The sequence below is a fragment of the Tessaracoccus sp. OS52 genome, assembly GCF_020687685.1.
GTDB lineage: Bacteria > Actinomycetota > Actinomycetes > Propionibacteriales > Propionibacteriaceae > Arachnia.
Genome location: NZ_JAJEWM010000001.1, coordinates 1,515,957 through 1,538,624, shown reverse-complemented (window position 1 = coordinate 1,538,624; position 22,668 = coordinate 1,515,957). Strand labels below are relative to the sequence as shown.

The window sequence follows — 22,668 nt, the reverse complement described above, 5'->3', positions numbered from 1 at the left end:
CGGCCATGACTTACAAGGTTGCGGTCGCCGGGTGCACAGGCTACGCAGGTGGGGAACTCCTGCGGCTGCTGCTGCAGCATCCCGACGTCGAGATCGGGGCCCTCACGGGCAACGCCAGCGTGGGGGATCGGCTGGGAGCGCACCAGCCACACCTGGCGCCGTTGGCCGAGCGCGTCGTCGTCGAGACGTCGGCGGAGAACCTGGCCGGCCACGACGTCGTGTTCCTCGCCCTCCCGCACGGCCACTCGGCAGCGGTGGCCGAGCAGCTGGGCGACGACGTGCTCGTGGTGGACGCGGGAGCCGACTTCCGACTCACCCGGGCGTCGGACTGGGAGAAGTTCTACGGCTCGCCGCACGCCGGGACCTGGCCCTACGGTCTCCCTGAGCTCCCGGGTCAGCGGGCGAGGCTCGCTGGCTCCAAGCGGGTCGCGGTTCCGGGCTGCTACCCGACCGCGGCCACCCTGGCACTGCTGCCCGCGGTGGCCGAGGGCCTGGTGGATGCGTCGCAGATCTCAGTCGTTGCCGCCAGTGGCCTCTCCGGCGCAGGGAAGTCGCTGAAGCCCAACCTGCTGGGCTCCGAGGCCATGGGCAACGTCAGCGCCTACGGCGTCGGTGGCGTGCACCGGCACACGCCGGAGATGGTGCAGAACCTGTCGCTGGTGACGCAGCAGTCGGTCAACGTCAGCTTCACCCCCATCCTCGTGCCGATGCCGCGCGGCATCCTGGCCACGTGCAGTGCCCCCGTCGCCGACGGTGTCACCACGGCCGCGGTCCGGGCGGCCTATGCCGAGCACTACCGCGACGAGCCGTTTGTGGACCTGCTCCCGGAGGGGACCTGGCCGCAGACCGCGGCGGTGGTGGGCAGCAACCGCGTCACCGTCCAGGTGACCGTCGACGAGACTGCGGGAAGGCTGATCGCCATCTCTGCGGAGGACAACCTGACCAAGGGCACCGCAGGCGGGGCGATCCAGTCCATGAACCTCGCCCTCGGCCTGCCGGAGACCACCGGACTCAGCGCGATCGGGGTGGCGCCGTGAGCGTCACCGCACCCAAGGGGTTCACCGCGGCGGGTGTGGCTGCCGGCATCAAGGCCAGCGGCAGGCCCGACCTCGCCGTCGTCGTCAACACCGGTCCGAAGCTGGCCGCGGCGGGTGTCTTCACCCGCAACCGGGTGCACGCCGCGCCGGTCAAGTGGTCCCGCCAGGCCGTCGCCGACGGCGAGCTCGCGGCCGTCGTGCTGAACTCCGGTGGTGCCAACGCCTGCACGGGTTCGGCCGGGTTCGCCGACGCCGCCCGGATGGCTGCCGAGACCGCGCAGGTGCTGCAGGTCCCTGCGGACAACGTGGCCGTTTGCTCCACCGGCCTGATTGGCATTCGGCTCCCCATGCCCGCCGTGTCCGAGGGGATCGAGGCCGCCTGCGCCGAGCTCAGCTCCGACGGCGGGCTGAGTGCCGCGCGGGCCATCATGACCACGGACACGGTCCCGAAGCAGGCCGTCTCGCAAGGCAACGGCTGGGTCGTCGGAGGCATGGCCAAGGGGGCCGGGATGCTCGCGCCGGGACTGGCCACCATGCTGGTCGTCCTCACCACCGACGCCGTGGTGGAGGCGGACCACCTTGACACAGCTCTCCGGGAAGCCTGCAGGGTCTCCTTCGACCGGGCCGACGCCGACGGCTGCATGTCCACCAATGACACGGTCATCGTCATGGCCTCCGGGGCCAGCGGCATCGCCCCGAGCACCGAGGAACTCACCGCTGCCCTCACGGGCGTCTGCCAGGACCTGGCCCGGCAGTTGATCGCCGACGCCGAGGGCGCCAGCCATGAGATTGCGATCGAGGTGGTGGGGGCCGCCAGCGAGGCCGACGCCGAGGTCGTCGGCCGCGAGATCGCTCGCAGCAACCTGTTCAAGTGCGCGGTCTTCGGTAACGACCCGAACTGGGGCCGGGTCCTGTCCGCGATCGGCGTGACCGATGCCGAGTTCGACCCGGACGAACTCGACGTCGCCTTCAACGGCGTGCAGGTCTGCCGCGGCGGCCAGATCGGTGAGGACCGCTCCCTGGTGGACCTGTCCGGCAGGCAGGTCCACGTTCTGGTGGACCTCCACGCCGGCGACGAGACCGCCACCATCCTGACCACGGACCTCACCTACGACTACGTGCGCGAGAACGCGGAGTACTCCTCATGAGCCAGATCAGCAAGCAGGACCGGGACCAGCTGGTGGCCAAGGCCGGCACTCTCATCGAGGCGCTGCCCTGGCTCGCCGAGTTCGCGGGCGAGACCATCGTCATCAAGTACGGCGGCAACGCCATGGTGGACGAGAACCTCAAGCGCGCCTTCGCCGAGGACATCGTGTTCCTCCGCAGGGTCGGTCTCAAACCCGTGGTCGTCCACGGCGGCGGCCCGCAGATCTCCTCGATGCTGGGGCGGCTCGGGATCGACTCCGAGTTCCGCGGCGGCCTTCGCGTCACCACCGCCGAGGCGATGGACGTGGTCCGTATGGTCCTCGTGGGCCAGGTGGGCAGGGAACTCGTCGGCCTCATCAACGCCCACGCACCGTTCGCCGTCGGCATGTCCGGTGAGGACGGGGGCCTGCTGCGGGCCCGTCGGCGCGGGCTGGTGGTGGACGACGAGGAGGTGGACCTGGGGCTCGTGGGCGACGTCGACTCAGTGGACCCGACCTCGGTCCTCGACCTCATCGAAGCAGGCCGGATCCCGGTCGTCGCCACCGTCGCGCCGGGTGGCGACGGGCAGGTCTACAACGTGAACGCGGACACGGCGGCCTCCGCGCTCGCCGTCGCGCTGGGCGCGAAGCGGCTGGTGATGCTGACCGACGTGGCGGGCCTCTACGCCGACTACCCCGACGAGTCCTCGATCATCACCTCGATCGGCGCGGACGAGGTGGAGCAGATGCTCCCCACCCTGGAGTCGGGGATGGTGCCAAAGATGGAGGCGTGCCTCCGCGCCGTTGACGGCGGCGTGACCGCCGCCACCATCATCGACGGCCGGATCCCGCACTGCCTGCTGCTGGAGATCTTCACCGATGAAGGAATCGGAACCATGGTGACCGCGAGGGAGAACGAGGCATGAGCAACCAGGACCTGACGACGCGGTACGACGCGGTGATGATGCACGCGTTCGGCACCCCCAAGGTCGCATTCGTCCGCGGCGAGGGAATCCACCTCACCGACGCCGACGGACGCACCTACGTCGACCTGCTCTCTGGCATCGCCGTGAACGCGCTGGGGCACAACCACCCGCGGGTGACCGAGGCCATCGCCTCCCAACTGCACACGCTCGGCCACGTCTCCAATCTCTTCGCCACAGAGGGTCAGGTGCGGCTCGCCGAGCGGCTCGCTGCGGCCGCTGCCGACGACGGCTCTGCCCGGGTCTTCTTCGCCAACTCCGGGGCCGAGGCCAACGAGGCCGCCTTCAAGCTCACCCGGCTGACGGGACGCAAGCGGATCGTGGCGATGGAGGGCTCCTTCCACGGGCGCACCATCGGCTCGCTGGCCATCACCCACACCGAGAAGTACCGCGCGCCGTTCGAGCCGCTGCCCGGCGACGTCGTCTTCGTCCCCTACGGCGACGAGGCGGCCCTGGCGGCTGCGGTTGACGACCAGACGGCGGCCGTGGTGCTGGAGGTGATCCAGGGCGAATCCGGAGTGCTGCCCGCGCCCGACGGTTTCCTGGCGGCCGCCCGCCGGATCACCACCGAACACGGCGCGCTGTTGTGGGTCGACGAGGTGCAGACCGGCATCGGGCGCTGCGGTGAACTGCTCGTGCACCGGGCCGACGGCGTCACGGCGGACGTGGTCACCGTCGCCAAGGGGCTGGGCAATGGCTTCCCCATCGGCGCCTGCATCGCCACCGGCGCTGCGGCCGGGCTGCTGACTCCTGGCCTGCACGGTTCGACGTTCGGCGGGAACGCGGTGGCGGCCGCCGCTGCGAACGCGGTTCTCGATGAACTCGAGGCCGGGGTGATGGCCAACGCCCGCGAGGTGGGGGACTGGTTCGCTGCCGCCGTGGAGTCCCTGGGTCACCCGGCCGTAAGCCACGTCCGGGGCCGGGGCCTGCTGCGTGGCGTGGTGCTGACCGAGGACATCGCCCCGGGCGTGGTGGAGGCTGGGCTGTCCGCAGGCTGGGTGCTGAACGCGCCCAGGCCGAACGTGCTCCGGGTCGCTCCGCCGTTGATCATCACCAAGGATGAACTGGCTGGCTTCGTCGAGGCGTTGCCCGGACTCCTGGAGACGGCGCGTGGCTGAAGTCGCCCGCTCCGCCCGGCTCTCGCTGCTGCGGGGGCTGCTGGAGCAGGCCAGGTTCACCTCGCAGCAGGAGCTGAGCGCCGCCTTGGCAGCGGAGGGCGTGTCCGTCAGCCAGCCGACGCTCAGCAAGGACCTGGTCTCCCTTGGAGCGATGCGACGCCGGGCCGACGACGGGACGCTGGTGTACGCGATCGACGACAGGCCACAGGGCGCCGCGCTCGTCCAGTTGGCGCGGCTGTGCAGCGAGATGCTGCAGTCCATCAGGGATGCGGGCAACCAGATCGTGCTGCACACCCCGCCGGGTGCTGCCCAGTACTTCGCGGCAGCGATGGACACCGCCCGGCTGCCCGGCGCGATGGGGACGATCGCAGGGGACGACACGGTGCTGGTCATCGCCACCGACGACGCGGTGGCCCGCCGGCTCGTCACCACCTTGTCCGAGATGACCCGGACGGGGAAACCACACACGACAGGAGAACGAAGTGAGCGGAACAGACCAGGGCCGGCTGTGGGGCGGACGGTTCGCAGGCGGTCCCAGCGAGGCAATGTTCGCGCTCAGCAAGTCCACCCAGTTCGACTGGCGGCTCGCGCTGCACGACATCGCAGGTTCCCGGGCCCACGCCAAGGCCCTGCACGCCGCCGGTCTCCTGACCGCTGACGAGGCGGCGGCGATGGACGAAGGGCTGGCCGAACTGGCACGCCGCGTGGAGTCTGGCGAGTTCGTGGCCGCAGACAGCGATGAGGACGTCCACGGTGCCCTGGAGCGTGGGCTGAAGGAGGTCGTCGGAGCCGAACTCGGCGGACGCCTGCGCGCCGGACGCTCCCGCAACGACCAGATCGCCACGCTGATCCGTTCCTACCTGCGCACCGAGATCCGCCTGCTGGCACAGGATCTCGACGGCGTCCTGGCGGCCCTGGCCGGCCAGGCCCGGGACAACCTCGGCGCCGTCATGCCCGGCCGCACCCACCTGCAGTCGGCCCAGCCCGTGCTGCTCAGCCACCACCTGCTGGCGCACGCCTGGCCGCTGGTGCGCGACGTCGACCGGCTGCTAGACCTCGACCGCCGCCTGGCCGTCAGCCCGTACGGTTCGGCCGCGCTGGCCGGCACCTCGCTGGGGCTGGACCCGGAACTGGTCGCGACCGAACTCGGCTTCGCGTCGTCGGTGCCCAACTCGATCGACGGCACCGCCGCCCGGGACCTGGTGGCGGAGGCCGCGTTCGTGCTCGCGCAGATCGGCGTGGACCTCTCGCGCCTGAGTGAGGACGTCATCATCTGGTGCACCGCCGAGTTCGGCTTCGCCAAGCTCCACGACTCCTGGTCCACGGGCAGCTCGATCATGCCGCAGAAGAAGAACCCCGACGTCGCGGAACTCGCCCGCGGCAAGGCCGGCCGCCTCATCGGCAACCTCACGGGGCTGCTGGCGACCCTGAAGGGTCTGCCGCTGGCCTACAACCGGGACCTGCAGGAGGACAAGGAGCCCATCTTCGACGGTATCGACCAGCTGCACATCCTCATCCCCGCTGTCGCCGGCATGGTTGGCACACTGACCTTCGACCGGGAGCGGATGGCCGCCGTCGCTCCCATGGGGTTCTCCCTGGCCACCGACGTCGCGGACCACCTGGTGCGCCGACGCGTCCCCTTCGCCGTCGCCCATGAGGTGGCAGGCGAGACGGTCCAGTACTGCGAGGACCGTGGGATCACGCTGCAGGACCTCACGGCCGCGGACCTTACCGCCATCTCGGAACATCTCGACGAGACGGTGCTTGGCGTGCTGACCGTCGAGGGGTCGGTGGCTGCCCGCAACGGCAGGGGAGGGACGGCCCCGGAGCGGGTCGCCGAGCAGCTTGAGGAGCTGGAGTCGCTCCGGGGTGAGCTCTCGGCTTGGGCGGCCACAGGCGCGGCGATAGGCTGACCGCCGTGAACCAACTCCTTGACGACCTCTCCTGGCGGGGCCTGATCGCCCATTCGACGGATCCGGAAGCGCTGGCGGCGCACCTGGATGAGGGGCCGGTCAAGTTCTACGTCGGCTTTGACCCGACCGCCCAGAGCCTGCACATCGGTCATCTGGTCCAGCTCCTGCTCGCCCAACGGCTGCAGCGCGCCGGCCACCTGCCCCACATGCTCGTCGGCGGCGCCACCGGACTCATCGGGGACCCGAAGGAGACCGGCGAGCGCGTGATGAACTCCACCGAAGTCGTGGCCGGCTGGGTGGAGCGGATCCGGACGCAGGTCGAGCGGTTCGTCGACTTCGACGGTCCGGCGGCGGCCACCATGGTCAACAACTACGACTGGACCTCGGCGATGAACGTGCTGGAGTTCCTGCGAGACGTTGGTAAGCACTTCCCCGTCAACCGCATGCTCGCCCGCGACGTCGTGGCCCGGCGACTTGAGGAGGGGATCTCCTACACGGAGTTCTCCTACGTCCTGCTGCAATCGCTGGATTTCCGGGAACTTCGCCGGCGACACGGTGTGACGCTGCAGTTCGGCGGCAGCGACCAGTGGGGCAACATCACCGCGGGCGTGGACTTCATCCGTCGCAGCGACGCCGAACGGGTGCACGCGGTGGCGACGCCGCTGGTCACGAAGGCCGACGGCACGAAGTTCGGCAAGACCGAGGGCGGGGCCGTCTGGCTGGATCCCGAACTGACCAGCCCGTATGCCTTCCACCAGTTCTTCCTGAACGCAGAGGACGCCAAGGTCGTCGATTACCTGAAGGTGTTCACGATGCGCAGCCGTGCCGAAATCGAGGAGCTGGAGAGGGCGACCGCGGCCGAGCCCCACAAGCGAGCAGCCCAGCGCGCACTCGCCGACGATGTCACGGACCTCGTGCACGGCGTCGCCGAGCGGGAGTCAGCGGTGAAGGCCGCGGCGGCGCTCTTCGGGCGGGAGGACCTGGAGGCGTTGCCGGAGGCGACCCTCGCTGGCGTGATGCGGGAGGTCGGCGCCGTGCCGGTTGCGGGGGAGGTGTCGGTCACCGACGCGTTCGTGGCGGCTGGGCTGGTGGAATCGAAGTCCGCCGCGCGCCGCGCGGTGGCGGAGGGCGGTGCCTACGTGAACAACCAGAAGGTCACCGACGCCGATCTGCCGCTGTCCGCTGAGCACCGGCTCGCAGGCAAGTACGTCGTGCTGAGGAGAGGTCGCAAGACGGTCGGTGGAGTCCACTTCGGCTGACGAGAACCTCAGCGCTCGGTCAGGCCCTCGGCGCCGACCGAGAGCACCGTCGCCCTGGTCCGCGCAGCGGACTCCCGCAGTGCCTTCGCGTCCCCCAGCCCTGCTGCGAGGGCGTCGCTGACGATGTGGACCCGTGCCGGCGCGGCGCTGCGGTGTTTGGTGATCATGGTGGGTGCGAACTCGGCCGCGCTCGATGCGAAGGAGCCGTCGGCGCGTTCGACGAAGGTGAACGTCGCGAGGTAACCGTCGTAGGTCCACGGCTGGGCCGGCCCGCTCTGGGCCATCAGGTTGCCCGCACCGTAGGCCACCCACTTGCCGTTCATCCGGACGATGGGCTGGACCACGTGGGCGTGCTGCCCGATCACCAGGTCTACGTCCGGTGAGGCGGTCATGGCCTCGGCGAAGGCGACCTGCTCTGGGTTGGGGTCAGCCTCGTACTCGGTGCCGGCGTGCATGTGCACCACGACGATGTCAGCGCCCGCCGCACGTGCGCGGGCCGCCTGCGCGAGTGCGTCGTCAGCGTCCATGAGGCTCACAGACCAGGGCTTGCCCTTCGGCAAGGGGATCCCGTTGGTCCCGTAGGTGGAGCTCACCACCCCGACGCGGACCCCGGATGCTGTGGTGAAGATGACGGGGGTGTTGCGCGCCTGGCTCGTTGCGTAGGTGCCGGATGTCAGGATCCCGTGGGCGGCATGCTCGGCGATGGTGCGTTCAAGCCCCGCGAAGCCGTCGTCCAGGGAGTGGTTGGACGCCGTCGTGCAGACGTCCCAGCCGATCGCCGGCAGCGTGGCGGCGATCTCCGGAGGCGCCTTGAACATCGGATAGCTCGCATAGGGCCCTCCCTCGACGGCGAAGGGGACCTCCGAGTGGCAGATGGCCACGTCCGCGGCACTGACGTAGTCGGTCAGCCCGGCAAGCTGCGGCCCGAAGTCCATCGGGCCCCGGCCGTCGATGCGGGCTGACTCCCAGAGGGTGTTGTGCCACAGGAGGTCTCCCGAGAAGTTGATGGTCACGCTCAGGGCCGGGCGCCCACTGGTCGCGGAGGGCGACGGCGTGCCCTGCGGTTGAACGGGTTCCACCGGGGCAGAGGGAGAGACCGGCGGCGATGGCTTTGGTTCGGGAGTGGAACTGCCCTCGACGTACGTGGGACTGGATCCTTGTGGGCTTGACGCCTCTGCGTTGGGTGCAGGGGTCGAGGAAACAGGCACCATGCCGGTGGGAGTGCAGCCGAGCAGCAGCGGGACTACGAGCGCGGCCACCCCTAGTGGTCGGCCGGAACCTCGCCGTGGAAAGTCGGTCACAGCTCCAAACTAGTCCAGCCCGGGTCACCCTCAGGAGGACCCCCCTCGCAGACCCGATTTGCACCCTCGCTGGGCTGTGTGTAGAGTTCTCAACGCTTCGAGGTGAACCGGACGCCAGCTGGTGGCCGAACCCGAAGCCCCACCACCGACAACAGTCCCGGGGCGAGTGTGCGTTCAGAAGGAACCCGCTCAAGGCCTCAGGACAGTGACTGGTGCGGTCCGAGACAGGGCTACGGCCCTCGACGCGACAGGGAACCAGGGCCTCCGGGCCCGCCGACACAACTCAATGAAGGTCGTTGTCAGGTCGATTTGACCGGGGAGCGAACACCTGAGTAGAGTTGGTCGAGTCGCCTCAACGAGGTGGCAAACCGGAAGCCAGCCCCGATTTGATCGGAGCAGGACGAAGGAGTAAGGTAGAAAGGCCGCCAGGGGAACCTGGCAGCAAGAAATTGAACAACTCAACACGGATCCAGGGCCAAGACGCCAAGTTGACAGCCCAAGGAACACCGAGTAGAGTTGATCGAGTTGCCCCAAGCATAACAGACCTGGTCTGGGAGCGCGGGACGCACCCGAAACTTGAGAACTCAACAGCGTGCTTAAAGTCAATGCCAAAACATGCACATTGCAATTTATTGCAGTTGCGAAACCCGTCGATGACTTCGGTCATCTTCGGATTCCTTTGATTAATTGATAGATCCAGCAATGGAACTCTGTCGGGTAATCAAACTAACCAAATTGACGGTAAACAGGCTTCGGCCTGACCGAAAAATTTCAACGGAGAGTTTGATCCTGGCTCAGGACGAACGCTGGCGGCGTGCTTAACACATGCAAGTCGAACGGTAAGGCCCCTTCGGGGGTACACGAGTGGCGAACGGGTGAGTAACACGTGAGTAACCTACCCTTGACTCTGGGATAACACCTGGAAACAGGTGCTAATACCGGATACGAACCTCCTAGACATCTTCGAGGTTGGAAAGCTCCGGCGGTCATGGATGGACTCGCGGCCTATCAGCTTGTTGGTGAGGTAACGGCTCACCAAGGCTTCGACGGGTAGCCGGCCTGAGAGGGCGACCGGCCACATTGGGACTGAGATACGGCCCAAACTCCTACGGGAGGCAGCAGTGGGGAATATTGCACAATGGGCGCAAGCCTGATGCAGCAACGCCGCGTGCGGGATGACGGCCTTCGGGTTGTAAACCGCTTTCAGCAGGGACGAAGCTAACGTGACGGTACCTGCAGAAGAAGCACCGGCTAACTACGTGCCAGCAGCCGCGGTGATACGTAGGGTGCGAGCGTTGTCCGGATTTATTGGGCGTAAAGAGCTTGTAGGCGGTTTGTCACGTCGGGAGTGAAAACTCAGGGCTCAACCCTGAGCCTGCTTCCGATACGGGCAGACTTGAGGAAGGTAGGGGAGATCGGAATTCCTGGTGGAGCGGTGGAATGCGCAGATATCAGGAGGAACACCAGTGGCGAAGGCGGATCTCTGGACCTTTCCTGACGCTGAGAAGCGAAAGCGTGGGGAGCAAACAGGCTTAGATACCCTGGTAGTCCACGCCGTAAACGGTGGGTACTAGGTGTGGGGGACATTCCACGTTCTCCGTGCCGCAGCTAACGCATTAAGTACCCCGCCTGGGGAGTACGGCCGCAAGGCTAAAACTCAAAGGAATTGACGGGGCCCCGCACAAGCGGCGGAGCATGCGGATTAATTCGATGCAACGCGAAGAACCTTACCTGGGTTTGACATATACCGGAAACACCTAGAGATAGGTGCCCCTTTTTGGTCGGTATACAGGTGGTGCATGGCTGTCGTCAGCTCGTGTCGTGAGATGTTGGGTTAAGTCCCGCAACGAGCGCAACCCTCGTCCAATGTTGCCAGCGGGTAATGCCGGGGACTCATTGGAGACCGCCGGGGTCAACTCGGAGGAAGGTGGGGATGACGTCAAGTCATCATGCCCCTTATGTCCAGGGCTTCACGCATGCTACAATGGCCGGTACAAAGAGCTGCGAACTCGCAAGGGTGAGCGAATCTCAAAAAGCCGGTCTCAGTTCGGATTGGGGTCTGCAACTCGACCCCATGAAGTCGGAGTCGCTAGTAATCGCAGATCAGCAACGCTGCGGTGAATACGTTCCCGGGGCTTGTACACACCGCCCGTCAAGTCATGAAAGTCGGTAACACCCGAAGCCGGTGGCCCAACCTTTTGGAGGGAGCCGTCGAAGGTGGGACCGGTAATTAGGACTAAGTCGTAACAAGGTAGCCGTACCGGAAGGTGCGGCTGGATCACCTCCTTTCTAAGGAGCCTCAGTCGAGTACCCAGTGGGTACCCGACCATTGCTGGTTTCCGATGCAAACGTCATCGGGCCGGCAGGCACCGGAATGTGGAACATTGACCTGAAGCCGAAAAGCCAACTTCGTCAGTACAACCAGGTTTACCTGGAGTGGAAAATCGAAGGGACGCGAATCGGCCCAAGCACGCTGTTGGGTCCTGAAGGGTCGGTTGCTTTGCAACGCCTTCTACGCGGACCAGACGCCAGTAGTCACCGAATGGTGATGCCTGGAGCTGGGCCCGCCCGTATCTTGAGAACTTCACAGTGGACGCGAGCATCTTTGTAGTAACAACAAGCTACTAAGTGCGATCGGTGGATGCCTTGGCACCAAGAGCCGACGAAGGACGTTGTAACCTGCGATAAGCCCCGGGGAGCTGGTAAACGAGCTTTGATCCGGGGATCTCCGAATAGGGAAACCTCGAAACACCGGAGTTATGTCCGGCGACCTCTGCCTGAACACATAGGGCAGTTGGAGGGAACGTGGGGAAGTGAAACATCTCAGTACCCACAGGAAGAGAAAACAACAGTGATTCCGTAAGTAGTGGCGAGCGAACGCGGAAGAGGCCAAACCATGTGTGTGTGATAGCTGACAGGCGTTGCACATGTGGTGTTGTGGGGCCGTTCAGGCTGAACTGTCAATCAGCCAGAGAGTCAAAAATGATCAATGAAGTTGAAGGGCCTGGAAAGGCACAGCAAAGAAGGTAATACTCCTGTACACGTAAGTTGATCACTCTCGAGCGTAACCCCAAGTAACACGGAACCCCTGAAATTCCGTGTGAATCTGGCGGGACCATCCGCTAAGCCTAAATACTCCTTGGTGACCGATAGCGGACAAGTACCGTGAGGGAATGGTGAAAAGTACCCCGGGAGGGGAGTGAAATAGTACCTGAAACCGATCGCATACAATCCGTCGGAGCCCGCAAGGGTGACGGCGTGCCTTTTGAAGAATGAGCCTGCGAGTTAGTGGTATGTGGCGAGGTTAACCCGTGTGGGGAAGCCGTAGCGAAAGCAAGTCCTAATAGGGCGATTCAGTCGCATGCTCTAGACCCGAAGCGGAGTGATCTATCCATGGCCAGGTTGAAGCGACGGTAAGACGTCGTGGAGGACCGAACTCACTTGGGTTGAAAACCGAGGAGATGAGCTGTGGATAGGGGTGAAAGGCCAATCAAACTCCGTGATAGCTGGTTCTCCCCGAAATGCATTTAGGTGCAGCGTCGCGTGTTTCTTACCGGAGGTAGAGCACTGGATGGTCTAGGGGGCCCAAAAGCTTACCGAAATCAACCAAACTCCGAATGCCGGTAAGTTAGAGCGCGGCAGTGAGACAGTGGGTGATAAGATTCATTGTCGAGAGGGAAACAGCCCAGATCATCAGCTAAGGCCCCTAAGCGATAACTAAGTGGAAAAGGATGTGGAGTTGCGGAGACAACCAGGAGGTTGGCTTGGAAGCAGCCACCCTTGAAAGAGTGCGTAATAGCTCACTGGTCAAGTGATTCTGCGCCGACAATTTAGCGGGGCTCAAGTTATCCGCCGAAGCTATGGCATTCGTACACATGACCGTAAGGTCGTACGGATGGGTAGGGGAGCGTCGTGTGCGCGTTGAAGCGGCGGGGTGACCCAGCCGTGGAGAGCACACGAGTGAGAATGCAGGCATGAGTAGCGAAAGACGGGTGAGAAACCCGTCCGCCGAATATCCAAGGGTTCCAGGGTCAAGCTAATCTGCCCTGGGTAAGTCGGGACCTAAGGCGAGGCCGACAGGCGTAGTCGATGGACAACGGGTTGATATTCCCGTACCCGTATCATACGGACCCTGCCGAACCGAGTAATGCTAAGCACGCAAGGCTGGTGGACGTCTTCGGACTGATGCCGGCTGAGTCTGCGACCCAAACTCGTATTAGGCAAGCTGCGGAGGGACGCAGGAAGGTAGCTCATCCCGGGCGTTGGTTGTCCCGGGCTAAGTGCGTAGGGCGAAACGTAGGCAAATCCGCGTTTCACAAGCCTGAGACATGACGGGTCTGCACATTAGTGTGGATTGAGTGATCCTATGCTGCCTAGAAAAGCTTCGTGAGCGACGTATGTTATGGCCCGTACCCCAAACCGACACAGGTGGATAGGTAGAGAATACCAAGGCGATCGAGATAATCATGGTGAAGGAACTCGGCAAAATACCCCCGTAACTTCGGGATAAGGGGGACCGGACGCGTATTAGAATTTACTTCGAAAGCGCTGAAGGTCGCAGAGACCAGGCCCAAGCGACTGTTTACTAAAAACACAGGTCCGTGCCAAGTTGAAAGACGATGTATACGGACTGACTCCTGCCCGGTGCTGGAAGGTTAAGGGGAAGTGTTAGCTTCGGCGAAGCACTGAACTTAAGCCCCAGTAAACGGCGGTGGTAACTATAACCATCCTAAGGTAGCGAAATTCCTTGTCGGGTAAGTTCCGACCTGCACGAATGGAGTAACGATTTGGGCGCTGTCTCCACCATGAACTCGGCGAAATTGCACTACGAGTAAAGATGCTCGTTACGCGCAGCAGGACGGAAAGACCCCGGGACCTTTACTATAGTTTGGTATTGGTGATTGGGACGACTTGTGTAGGATAGGTGGGAGACTTTGAAGCCCGGACGCCAGTTCGGGTGGAGTCAACGTTGAAATACCACTCTGGTCGTTCTAGTTATCTAACCTAGGTCCATTATCTGGATCAGGGACAGTGCCTGATGGGTAGTTTGACTGGGGCGGTCGCCTCCTAAAAGGTAACGGAGGCGCCCAAAGGTTCCCTCAGCCTGGTTGGTAATCAGGTTTCGAGTGTAAGTGCACAAGGGAGCTTGACTGCGAGAGAGACATCTCGAGCAGGGACGAAAGTCGGGACTAGTGATCTTCTGGTGGCACATGGAAGCGCCAGGACTCAACGGATAAAAGGTACCCCGGGGATAACAGGCTGATCTTGCCCGAGCGTCCATAGCGACGGCATGGTTTGGCACCTCGATGTCGGCTCGTCGCATCCTGGGGCTGTAGTCGGTCCCAAGGGTTGGGCTGTTCGCCCATTAAAGCGGCACGCGAGCTGGGTTTAGAACGTCGTGAGACAGTTCGGTCCCTATCCGCTGCGCGCGTAGGAGTCTTGAGAAGAGCTGTCCTTAGTACGAGAGGACCGGGACGGACTAACCTCTGGTGTGCCAGTTGTTCTGCCAAGAGCACGGCTGGTTGGCTACGTTGGGAAGTGATAACCGCTGAAAGCATCTAAGCGGGAAGCACGCTTCAAGATGAGGGCTCCCACAGAATAATCTGGTAAGGCCCCCTGTAGCCCACAGGGTGATAGGTCGGATGTGGAAGTGCTGAAAGGCACGGAGCTGACCGATACTAATAGGCCGAGGGCTTGTTCCTACAAAGATGCTACGCGTCCACTGTGAGGTTCCCGAGATACGGTCGGGAATCGTTCGACAACTCAATGAAGTTGCCGGTTCACGATCACTATCTCAATAGTGTTTCGGTGGCCATGGCGAGAGGGAAACACCCGGTCCCATCCCGAACCCGGAAGTTAAGCCTCTCAGCGCCGATGGTACTGCAGCGGAGACGCTGTGGGAGACTAGGACGCCGCCGGACTTACAAAACACCCCCTGGTTCGCCAGGGGGTGTTTTTTTGTTTCAGGGCCTTTGTCCGTTCCGAGGCCGGCCAGCGATGCTTGTCGGCCCAATCTGCTGTGGGAGAATGTTCACATGCCTGCAAAACCAACGCCCGATCCCGAAGACCGTCCGCGTGAGCGACGCGATGACCGTCGCGCGTCTGCTCCGCGAAGTGGCCCGCGCAGGGATGGTGGCCGCCCCTACTCCCGAGAGGGACGCGTAACCGGTCCAGGTGCCCGGGATCGCGATCGGCAAGGGGGCGCAGGGCGCGGAACAGGAGACCGCAGCGGATACCGCGCGGGTGAAGACTCCGCAGGGAAAGCTCGTGCGCATGGGCAGGACGATGATCGGGGAAGCGCCAGTCGCTCTCCGGTGAGCCGCGACCGGCCGCGGGGGGACTCGGCGCGCGGTGGGTTCCGTCGTGACGACTCGCGTGGTGGGGAATCGGGGCGTGGTGGGTTCCGTCGCGATGACTCGCGTGGTGGGGAATCGGGGCGTGGTGGGTTCCGTCGCGAGGACTCCCGTGGTGGGGATTCGGGGCGTGGTGGGTTCCGTCGCGATGACTCCCGTGGTGGGGAATCGCCGCGTGGTGGGTTCCGTCGCGATGACTCCCGTGGTGGGGAATCGTCGCGTGGTGGGTTCCGGGGCGATGACGCTCGTCGGGGTCCAGCTCGTGGAGGAGAAGGTGGAGGCTATCGTCGCGACGACCGTGGTGCGGACCGTGGCGGACAGTCGGGAGCCCGCTCCGATTTCCGGCGAGAGCCTCGAGATGAGGACTACGTACCTCGCCCGGGGACTGCTGCCGCCGTCGACGAACCTGCAACCCCAACGGATTTGGACACCTCGGAGTTGCCCGCCGGCGTTCGCGCCGAGTTGAAGGGACTACCGAAGGAACTTGCGGAGATCGTGGGCGCGCACATCCTGGCGGCAGGGGAGCTGATCGACGTCGACCCCGAACTGGCGTTCAAGCATGCCGAGGCGGCTCGCCGTCGAGCTGGCCGGATCCCCATGGTCCGAGAGGCCGCTGCGGAGACTGCCTACGCGGCGGGGCACTATGACGTGGCGCTGCGGGAGTTCCGCGCCTTGCGGCGGATGAACGGCGGTGACGAGTTCCTGCCGGTCATGGCTGACTGCGAACGCGCGCTTGGGCGTCCAAGGGACGCGCTGGAGCTGCTCGCGTCCCTGGATTCGAACACGAAGGACATCGGCCTGCGGATCGAGTGCCTGCTCGTCGAAGCTGGCATCCGCAACGACCTCGGCCAGCGCGGCGAGGCCCTTCGGCTGTTGAAGTCCGCCATCACGCGAAAGATCGGTCCCAAGCAGGCGCAGGCGCGGCTGCGTTACGCCTACGCCGAACTCATGGAGAACGACGGCCAGGCCGACGAGGCCCGGCAGTGGTTCCTGGCCGCGGAGAAGCTCGATACCGAAGGTCAGTTGGACATCGCTGAGCGCGTGGCGGCGATCGACGGAATCTTGCTCCCGGAAGACTTCGAGCTGGACGAGCACGAGGACGAGGACCACATCAGCGGTCAGGGCGAGGAGGGGGAAGAGTGAAGCGACTGGTCGACTCCTACGACGCCGCGCTGTTCGACCTGGACGGGGTCATCTACCTGGGCCCGCATGCCATCGACGGCGTCCCCGAGGCTCTGGCCGAGCTGCGGTCCTCCGGCGCGCACGTCGGGTTCGTGACGAACAATGCGGCGCGCACCCCAGCCACCGTTGCCGAGCACCTGGTCGAACTCGGGATCGAGGCGGCCGAAGGTGACGTGGTAAACAGCACTCAGGCGACCGTGCGCATGCTCACGTCGGAGCTCCCGGCGGGCGCAAAGGTGCTGGTGGTCGGGACGGGCGCCCTCGCGTCCCAGCTCGCCGACGGCGGTTTCAGCCCGGTGCACACTCTGGAGGACGAGCCCGTCGCGGTGGTGCAGGGCTACCACCCCGACATCGACTGGAAGCTCCTTGAACTCGGCGCCATCGCGATCCAGAACGGCGCCCCTTGGTACGCCACCAACCCGGACATGACCCGTCCCACGGAACGCGGCATCCTGCCGGGCTGCGGTGCGCAGGTGGCTGTCGTGCGTGCCTGCGTGGACGTGGACCCCAAGGTAGCGGGCAAACCGTTCAGGCCGCTCCTGGACGAGACCGTGCTCCGGCTTGGGGCGCAGCACCCCATCTTCGTGGGAGACAGGCTGGACACCGACATCCTCGGCGCGAACACCGTCGGGATGGACTCCCTGTTCGTGTTCACAGGGGCGCACGGGAAGGCGGATCTCGCTGGAGCGGACGCGCAACACCGGCCGACGCACATCGCGTGGGACGTCTCCGGTCTGCTCGCTCCGGAACGCGTCCTCACGATCCAGGACCACCGGGCAAGTTGCGGTGACCAGGTCGCGGAGCTCCGCGAAGGCAGGGTTGAGATTGCCACGGCGCCGACCCAAGTCGACGCCCAGCTGGATGCGCTCTGGGCAGCCCTCCAACTGTCCTGGCGCAGCGGAGCAGAGTTGTCATCCGCCCTCGCCGGCCTGGACCGCATTCGCTGAGGGTATCGTCGATGACCATGAACCAGCCGACGCCGAAGGACGCAGCGCCCGCCGTCGAACGCCGCCGCGAACTGGTGGCGGAAGCCATGGCCAACCTCGCAGAGGTTGAGCAGCTGCCGACCACCGAACAACTGGCCCGCCTGGACGAGACTCAGGCCGTCCTGGCTGCAGTCCTCAACAATCAGGAAGTCAGCCAACTCGGCATTCCGGGCGTCCACGGGAGATCCTGACGGTCTCGGGATGGGAACGTGATGAGGCTGGATGTCGCATTGGTGGCCCGGGGCCTGGCACGCTCCCGCAACCAGGCCGCACGGTTGATCGCCGACGGCCAGGTTCGCGTCGACGGGACCGTGGCCTCCAAACCCTCACAGCCCGTCACCGAGGCCTCGCAGCTCACAGCGACGCTCGAGCCCTGGGTCTCGCGCGCCGCCCACAAGCTCCTCGGAGCGCTTGAGGAATCGGACACAGCGGTTCCCGCGCGCGTGCTCGACGCCGGCGCCAGCACGGGCGGGTTCACCCAGGTCTGCCTTTCCCGGGGAGCCGAACGGGTGTACGCGTTCGACGTGGGGCACGACCAGCTCGCAGCCGAACTGCGTCTGGACCCACGGGTGGTGCGCCGAGACGGCATCAACCTTCGCGACCTCACACTGGCTGACCTTGACGAGAAGCCGGTGGACCTGGTGGTCGCCGACGTCTCGTTCATCTCGCTCACCATCCTCCTGCCACCCCTCCTGTCGGTACTCGACCCGGGCGGGAAGGCCCTGCTACTTGTCAAACCCCAGTTCGAAGTGGGGCGGGACAGGCTCGGGAGCGGCGGCGTCGTCCGTGACGACGCGGACCGCCGACGCGCCGTCGACACCGTCGTCGAGGCTGCGGCGCGTCTGGGATGGCGCTGCGACTGGCGGGGGACCAGCGTCCTGCCCGGTGCCGACGGCAACGTCGAGTTCTTCGTCAGGCTGGTGTTCTGAACCAGCCTTGGGAGTGACTCGATAGGGTGGTACCCGTGGAGAACCGAACTGTCGCAGTGCTGCAGCACCCCGAACGCGGGGAGGCGCTGGAGGCCGCCGTCGAGTTCATCATGCACATGGACACCGCCGGCTTCGACGTCCTCGTGTTTCCGGGCGAGCTGCATCGCCTGCGGGCTCTCCTCCCGACGGCCCGACTCGAGGCGCTCGGTGACCGGCCCGCCGAACTGGCCGTCGTCTTCGGCGGCGACGGCACCATCCTGCGGGCTGCGGAATGGGCACACCCGCGCCGCGTGCCGCTCCTCGGCGTCAACCTGGGCCACGTCGGGTTCCTCGCCGAACTGGAGACCTCCGACATCCACGTCCTGCACCATGCCGTGATCAACAAGGAGTACCAGGTGGAGGAACGCCTGGTCCTGGAGGTTACGGTCTGCGACGCCGGGGGCCGTCGGACGTGGGAGTCGTTCGCCGTCAACGAGGTCTCGCTCGAGAAGCGCGCCCGGGAGAAAATGCTGAACGTCATGGTGAGCATCGACGAGCGGCCACTTTCCCGGTGGGGCTGCGACGGCGTGCTCGTGGCCACCCCGACGGGGTCCACCGCCTACGCCTTCTCAGCCGGTGGGCCGGTGGTTTGGCCCGACGTGCGCGCGATGCTCGTGGTGCCGTTGTCGGCGCACGCCCTGTTCAACCGCCCCATGGTCCTGAGTCCGTCGTCAGAGGTCAGGATCGACATACCCGCGGAGGACACACCCGGGGTCCTCTGGTGCGACGGGCGCCGGACCGCCGACGTCGAGGCCGGTGACGTGGTGAGCGTCTGGGCCGACGACACGCCGCTCCACATCGCGCGGCTGGCCGAGCAGCCCTTCACCACGCGCCTCGTGCGGAAGTTCGCCCTCCCGGTGAACGGCTGGCGCCGGATGCGCGAGCCAGACGTCTGATGTTGACGGAACTGCACCTCACTGGGCTGGGGGTGGTGGCCGACGCCACGGTCGAGCTCGGCCCGGGCCTCACCGCCCTCACCGGTGAGACGGGGGCCGGCAAGACCATGATCGTCGCCGGACTGGGTCTGTTGCTCGGTGGGAAAGGCGATTCGGGCATCGTGCGGCACGGTAGCGACCGCGCGGTGGTCGAGGGGAGATGGCTCGTCGGACCCGAGGTGGCCGAGGTCGTCGCCGATCTCGGTGGTGACCTCGACGACGGGGAGGAGCTGACGTGCCGCCGCCAGGTGGGCTCCAACGGGCGTTCCCGCGCCGTCGTCGGGGGCGTCCAGGTGCCCGTCTCCACGCTCGCCACGGTGTTGTCGGACCTGGCCACCATCCACGGCCAGTCCGAACAGCTTCGGCTCTCCAGCAGTGACCGCCAGCGCGAGATCCTCGACCAGTTCGCCAAACCCATCGGCCTGGTCCAGTACCGCGCCGACCTCAGCGAACGAAGGAGACTGGCCGGGGAACTGGCGCGGCTGGTCGAGGCGGCCGCCACGCGCAGCCGCGAGATCGAGCTGCTGCGGTTCGGGCTGGAGGAGATCAACGCCGTTGAACCCGTCGAGGGGGAGGACCATGCCCTCGCCACCGAGGCGCTGCGGCTCCAGGACGCCGATCACCTCAGGGAACTCGCGGCGACGGCGCAGCGCGCACTCAGCGGCGACGAGGACGTCTTCGAAGCCGTCAGCGCCGTTGCCCTCGTGGACGCGGCCCGCAAGGCTGCCGAGAGCCTCGCAGAGCGTGACGAGACGGCAGCCGAACTCGCCGAACGCGTCCGCGAGGCCAGCTACACGCTTCACGACCTCGCCTCCGAGGTCGCCAGCTACGCGGCCGACCTGGTCACCGACCCCCTGCGTCTCGAGGCCGTGGCCGAGCGGCGCGCTCAGCTCGTCGCGCTCACCCGCAAGTACGGACCCGAACTCACAGACGTCGTGGCTTGGGCCCAGTCTGCCGTGACCCGGTTGGGTGAGCTCGAACAGGCCGACGACCGGATCGGGGCTCTTCGGGAGCGGGTGGCGGAACTCGACGAGCGCCTGACCCGCGCTGCGCAGTCGATCTCGGAGGACCGGCAACGAGCGGCCGACGAACTGGCCGCACTGGTGGCCGACGAACTCCGAGCCCTCGCGATGCCGCACGCAAGGCTGCACTTCGAGCTGACGCGCACCGAACTCGGAGCGCACGGGTGGGACCGGGTTGAACTCATGTTCACCGCCAACCCCGGCAGCGCGCCGGCTCCACTGGGCAAGGTCGCCTCCGGCGGTGAGCTGTCCCGCGTGCGGCTGGCCCTGGAGGTGGTCCTCGCGTCGCAGACGGGCGGTCACACGTTCGTCTTCGACGAGGTGGACGCGGGCGTGGGCGGTGCCGTCGGCCTGGAGATCGGCAGGCGGCTGAAGCGCCTGGCGGCCAAGTCCCAGGTCGTCGTCGTCACGCACCTGGCGCAGGTGGCCGCTTTCGCGGACGCCCATTTCGTCATCGCGAAGTCCAGCGCGGACCAGGTCACCACCTCCGACGTGCATCGCCTGAGCGATGAGCAACGGGCGGCCGAGCTGTCCCGGATGATGGGCGGGTCCGGGGAGTCGGAGGCGGGGATGGAGCACGCCGCGGAGCTGCTCCAGCGCGCGGCCAAGTCCTGAGCGGCCGCGGGCTAGGCTGGGGGCACCTTCAACCAGGGAGAGCCACCATGACCCGAGCACTCATCGTCGTAGACGTCCAGAACGATTTCTGCGAAGGCGGGTCGTTGGCGGTGGCAGGCGGGGCGGACGTCGCCTCACGGATCGACTCGCTCCTGACGGCCGACCACGGCTACGACGTCGTCGTCGCCACGCGGGACCACCACATCGACCCGGGCTCGCACTTCAGCAGCGAACCCGACTACATCGACTCCTGGCCGCCGCACTGCGTCGTCGGCACCCCGGGAGCCGACTTCCACCCGAACCTGGGCCACCGTGACTTCGACGGGGTCTTCGACAAGGGAGAATACGCTGCCGCCTACTCGGGGTTCGAGGGCAGGGACCACTCCCAGGACGACGTCTCGTTGACCGACTTCCTCAGGTCCCGCGACGTGAGCGAGGTCGACATCGTCGGCATCGCCACCGACCACTGCGTGAAGGCCACCGCAGAGGACGCCCTCAGCGCAGGCTTCGACGTCTCGGTCCTGCTGGACCTCACTGCTGCCGTGACTCCGGACAATGTCCCCGCCCTCGTGGACTACTGGGAAGAGGCCGGTATCTGGGTGGGCAAGGACTGACGTCATGGTGGAGCGGAACTGGGCCGGCAACGTCGTCTACGGGGCCGAGCGGCTCCTGCAACCCCGGGGCCTCGACGAACTTGCGGACCTGGTCAGCTCCAGCCCGCAGGTGCGCGTGCTGGGCACCAGGCACTCCTTCAACAACCTCGCCGACACCGCCGGGACGCTGGTCAGCCTGCAGCAGATCCCGGTGGACCCGGAGCGCGACGTCGTCGTGGATGCCGGAGCACGCACCGTGCGGGCACCGGGCTGGATGCGTTACGGCGAGCTCACCCGGGTGCTGACCGGCCACGGCCTCGCTCTGGCAAACCTGGCCTCCCTCCCGCACATCTCGATCGCCGGCGCCGTCGCCACCGGCACGCACGGCTCCGGCGACCGCTCAGGTTCGCTCGCCACCCAGGTGGTGGGGCTGGACATCCTGGACGGTCTGGGTGATCTGCACCGCCTTCGTCGCGGAGACGTCGGATTCGACGGTGCTGTCGTCTCGCTGGGTGCCCTTGGCATCGTCACGCACGTCACGCTTGCCGTCGAACCCGCCTACGACGTGGCGCAGACGGTGTTCGAGGGGGCGACGTGGGACCACGTGCTCGGCGACCTCGACGGCGTCACGGGAGCGGGGGACAGCGTCAGCCTCTTCACGACCTGGGGAGACGCAGACCTCGTCGACCAGGTCTGGGTGAAGACCCGGCTTGGGCGCGAGCCGCGGGCCCCCCTCCCCGGACTCCGGCCCGCGGACGGCCCTCGCCACCCGATTCCAGGCATCGACGCCACCCCCGCCACCCAGCAACTGGGCATCCTCGGCCCCTGGTACGACCGCCTGCCGCACTTCCGGCTGGAGTTCACGCCCTCGGCAGGGGAGGAGATCCAGTCGGAGTACCTGGTACCACGAGCCCGGGCCGTGGCCGCCATCGAGTCGGTGCGGGCTCTGGCCCCCCGGATCTCGCCGATCCTCCAGGTCTGCGAGGTGCGCACAGTAGCGGCGGATTCCCTGTGGCTGAGCGCCGCGCACGAGCGCGACGTCGTCGGGCTCCACTTCACCTGGGTGAAGGACCCCGCGGCCGTGGCCGCAGTGCTGCCCGAGCTCGAGGCGGTACTGCCCGAAGAGGCTCGTCCGCACTGGGGCAAGGTGTTCGCAGACCATGGCCGTGTCGCTGGTCTCTACCCGCGGGCGCGGGACTTCCGGCAGCTCCGCGAGCAGTTCGACCCGGAGCGACGCTTCGCCAACGACTATCTGCACCGCGTCGGGCTCGTCTGAGCC

16 protein-coding genes and 3 rRNA genes are annotated in these 22,668 nt (G+C 66.0%); 18 read left to right on the top strand and 1 reads right to left on the bottom strand.

The window, feature by feature from the left end:
• Positions 1-5: 5 nt before the first annotated feature.
• The 7 genes from argC to tyrS are packed head-to-tail and all read left to right on the top strand — an operon-like array spanning position 6 to position 7,434.
• The gene (gene argC, locus LKO27_RS07200) at positions 6-1,037 is read left to right on the top strand and encodes an N-acetyl-gamma-glutamyl-phosphate reductase (protein ID WP_227736542.1); all 1,032 of its coding nucleotides are present in this window, start codon (positions 6-8) and stop codon (positions 1,035-1,037) included.
• A complete protein-coding gene (gene argJ, locus LKO27_RS07195) occupies positions 1,034-2,185 on the top strand; it encodes a bifunctional glutamate N-acetyltransferase/amino-acid acetyltransferase ArgJ (RefSeq protein WP_227736541.1) in 1,152 nt (383 codons plus the stop codon). The genes argC and argJ overlap by 4 nt, the downstream gene beginning before the upstream one ends.
• A complete protein-coding gene (gene argB, locus LKO27_RS07190; protein ID WP_227736539.1) occupies positions 2,182-3,087 on the top strand; it encodes an acetylglutamate kinase in 906 nt (301 codons plus the stop codon). Before argJ ends, argB begins: the two co-directional genes overlap by 4 nt.
• Positions 3,084-4,262, top strand: a complete 1,179-nt coding sequence (locus LKO27_RS07185; RefSeq protein ID WP_227736537.1) for an acetylornithine transaminase — start codon at positions 3,084-3,086, stop codon at positions 4,260-4,262. The genes argB and LKO27_RS07185 overlap by 4 nt, the downstream gene beginning before the upstream one ends.
• The gene (locus LKO27_RS07180; protein ID WP_227736535.1) at positions 4,255-4,920 is read left to right on the top strand and encodes a hypothetical protein; all 666 of its coding nucleotides are present in this window, start codon (positions 4,255-4,257) and stop codon (positions 4,918-4,920) included. The genes LKO27_RS07185 and LKO27_RS07180 overlap by 8 nt, the downstream gene beginning before the upstream one ends.
• On the top strand, positions 4,808-6,175 hold the full coding sequence (gene argH, locus LKO27_RS07175; RefSeq protein ID WP_227737242.1) for an argininosuccinate lyase: 1,368 nt from the start codon (positions 4,808-4,810) through the stop codon (positions 6,173-6,175). Before LKO27_RS07180 ends, argH begins: the two co-directional genes overlap by 113 nt.
• Before the next feature lie 5 nt (positions 6,176-6,180).
• Positions 6,181-7,434: a tyrosine--tRNA ligase gene (gene tyrS / locus LKO27_RS07170; protein WP_227736533.1), complete on the top strand. Its 1,254-nt coding sequence runs from the start codon at positions 6,181-6,183 to the stop codon at positions 7,432-7,434.
• An 8-nt stretch (positions 7,435-7,442) separates the two neighbouring features.
• Here tyrS and LKO27_RS07165 read toward each other — a convergent pair whose 3' ends face one another.
• The gene (locus LKO27_RS07165; RefSeq protein WP_227736532.1) at positions 7,443-8,513 is read right to left on the bottom strand and encodes a CapA family protein; all 1,071 of its coding nucleotides are present in this window, start codon (positions 8,511-8,513) and stop codon (positions 7,443-7,445) included.
• Between the two features lie 993 nt (positions 8,514-9,506).
• On the opposite strand from LKO27_RS07165, the gene LKO27_RS07160 reads away from it, so the two are divergent.
• The 11 genes from LKO27_RS07160 to LKO27_RS07110 all read left to right on the top strand — a co-directional run bounded on the left by LKO27_RS07160 (position 9,507) and on the right by LKO27_RS07110 (position 22,665).
• A 16S ribosomal RNA gene (locus LKO27_RS07160) occupies positions 9,507-11,024 on the top strand.
• 325 nt (positions 11,025-11,349) lie between these two features.
• Positions 11,350-14,437: ribosomal RNA gene (locus tag LKO27_RS07155) — 23S ribosomal RNA — on the top strand.
• A 102-nt stretch (positions 14,438-14,539) separates the two neighbouring features.
• Positions 14,540-14,656: ribosomal RNA gene (gene rrf, locus LKO27_RS07150) — 5S ribosomal RNA — on the top strand.
• The 16S, 23S and 5S rRNA genes sit together here, the layout of an rRNA operon.
• Before the next feature lie 870 nt (positions 14,657-15,526).
• Complete coding sequence (locus LKO27_RS07145) at positions 15,527-16,231, top strand: tol-pal system YbgF family protein (protein ID WP_227736531.1); 705 nt, start codon at positions 15,527-15,529, stop codon at positions 16,229-16,231.
• Positions 16,228-17,217 carry an HAD-IIA family hydrolase gene (locus LKO27_RS07140; RefSeq protein ID WP_227736530.1) on the top strand — a complete coding sequence of 330 codons (990 nt, stop codon included), beginning with the start codon at positions 16,228-16,230 and terminating at the stop codon, positions 17,215-17,217. Before LKO27_RS07145 ends, LKO27_RS07140 begins: the two co-directional genes overlap by 4 nt.
• Positions 17,218-17,228: 11 nt before the next feature.
• The gene (locus tag LKO27_RS07135) at positions 17,229-17,447 is read left to right on the top strand and encodes a hypothetical protein (protein WP_227736528.1); all 219 of its coding nucleotides are present in this window, start codon (positions 17,229-17,231) and stop codon (positions 17,445-17,447) included.
• A 21-nt stretch (positions 17,448-17,468) separates the two neighbouring features.
• Positions 17,469-18,185, top strand: a complete 717-nt coding sequence (locus tag LKO27_RS07130; protein ID WP_227737241.1) for a TlyA family RNA methyltransferase — start codon at positions 17,469-17,471, stop codon at positions 18,183-18,185.
• Between the two features lie 26 nt (positions 18,186-18,211).
• A complete protein-coding gene (locus LKO27_RS07125; RefSeq protein ID WP_227736526.1) occupies positions 18,212-19,120 on the top strand; it encodes an NAD kinase in 909 nt (302 codons plus the stop codon).
• On the top strand, positions 19,120-20,796 hold the full coding sequence (recN, locus tag LKO27_RS07120) for a DNA repair protein RecN (protein WP_227736523.1): 1,677 nt from the start codon (positions 19,120-19,122) through the stop codon (positions 20,794-20,796). Before LKO27_RS07125 ends, recN begins: the two co-directional genes overlap by 1 nt.
• A 47-nt stretch (positions 20,797-20,843) precedes the next feature.
• Positions 20,844-21,410 (top strand): isochorismatase family protein, encoded by a 567-nt coding sequence (locus tag LKO27_RS07115; protein ID WP_227736521.1) that lies wholly within the window; start codon positions 20,844-20,846, stop codon positions 21,408-21,410.
• A 4-nt stretch (positions 21,411-21,414) separates the two neighbouring features.
• On the top strand, positions 21,415-22,665 hold the full coding sequence (locus LKO27_RS07110) for a D-arabinono-1,4-lactone oxidase (RefSeq protein WP_227736519.1): 1,251 nt from the start codon (positions 21,415-21,417) through the stop codon (positions 22,663-22,665).
• Positions 22,666-22,668 lie beyond the last annotated feature (3 nt).

Bases quoted from the DNA above. Each gene is read 5' to 3' on its own strand.
- argC (WP_227736542.1), top strand. From the start codon at position 6: ATGACTTACAAGGTTGCGGTCGCCGGGTGCACAGGCTACGCAGGTGGG.
- argB (WP_227736539.1), top strand. From the start codon at position 2,182: ATGAGCCAGATCAGCAAGCAGGACCGGGACCAGCTGGTGGCCAAGGCC.
- LKO27_RS07185 (WP_227736537.1), top strand. From the start codon at position 3,084: ATGAGCAACCAGGACCTGACGACGCGGTACGACGCGGTGATGATGCAC.
- argH (WP_227737242.1), top strand. From the start codon at position 4,808: ATGTTCGCGCTCAGCAAGTCCACCCAGTTCGACTGGCGGCTCGCGCTG.
- LKO27_RS07135 (WP_227736528.1), top strand. From the start codon at position 17,229: ATGACCATGAACCAGCCGACGCCGAAGGACGCAGCGCCCGCCGTCGAA.
- LKO27_RS07130 (WP_227737241.1), top strand. From the start codon at position 17,469: ATGAGGCTGGATGTCGCATTGGTGGCCCGGGGCCTGGCACGCTCCCGC.
- recN (WP_227736523.1), top strand. From the start codon at position 19,120: ATGTTGACGGAACTGCACCTCACTGGGCTGGGGGTGGTGGCCGACGCC.
- LKO27_RS07115 (WP_227736521.1), top strand. From the start codon at position 20,844: ATGACCCGAGCACTCATCGTCGTAGACGTCCAGAACGATTTCTGCGAA.
- LKO27_RS07110 (WP_227736519.1), top strand. From the start codon at position 21,415: ATGGTGGAGCGGAACTGGGCCGGCAACGTCGTCTACGGGGCCGAGCGG.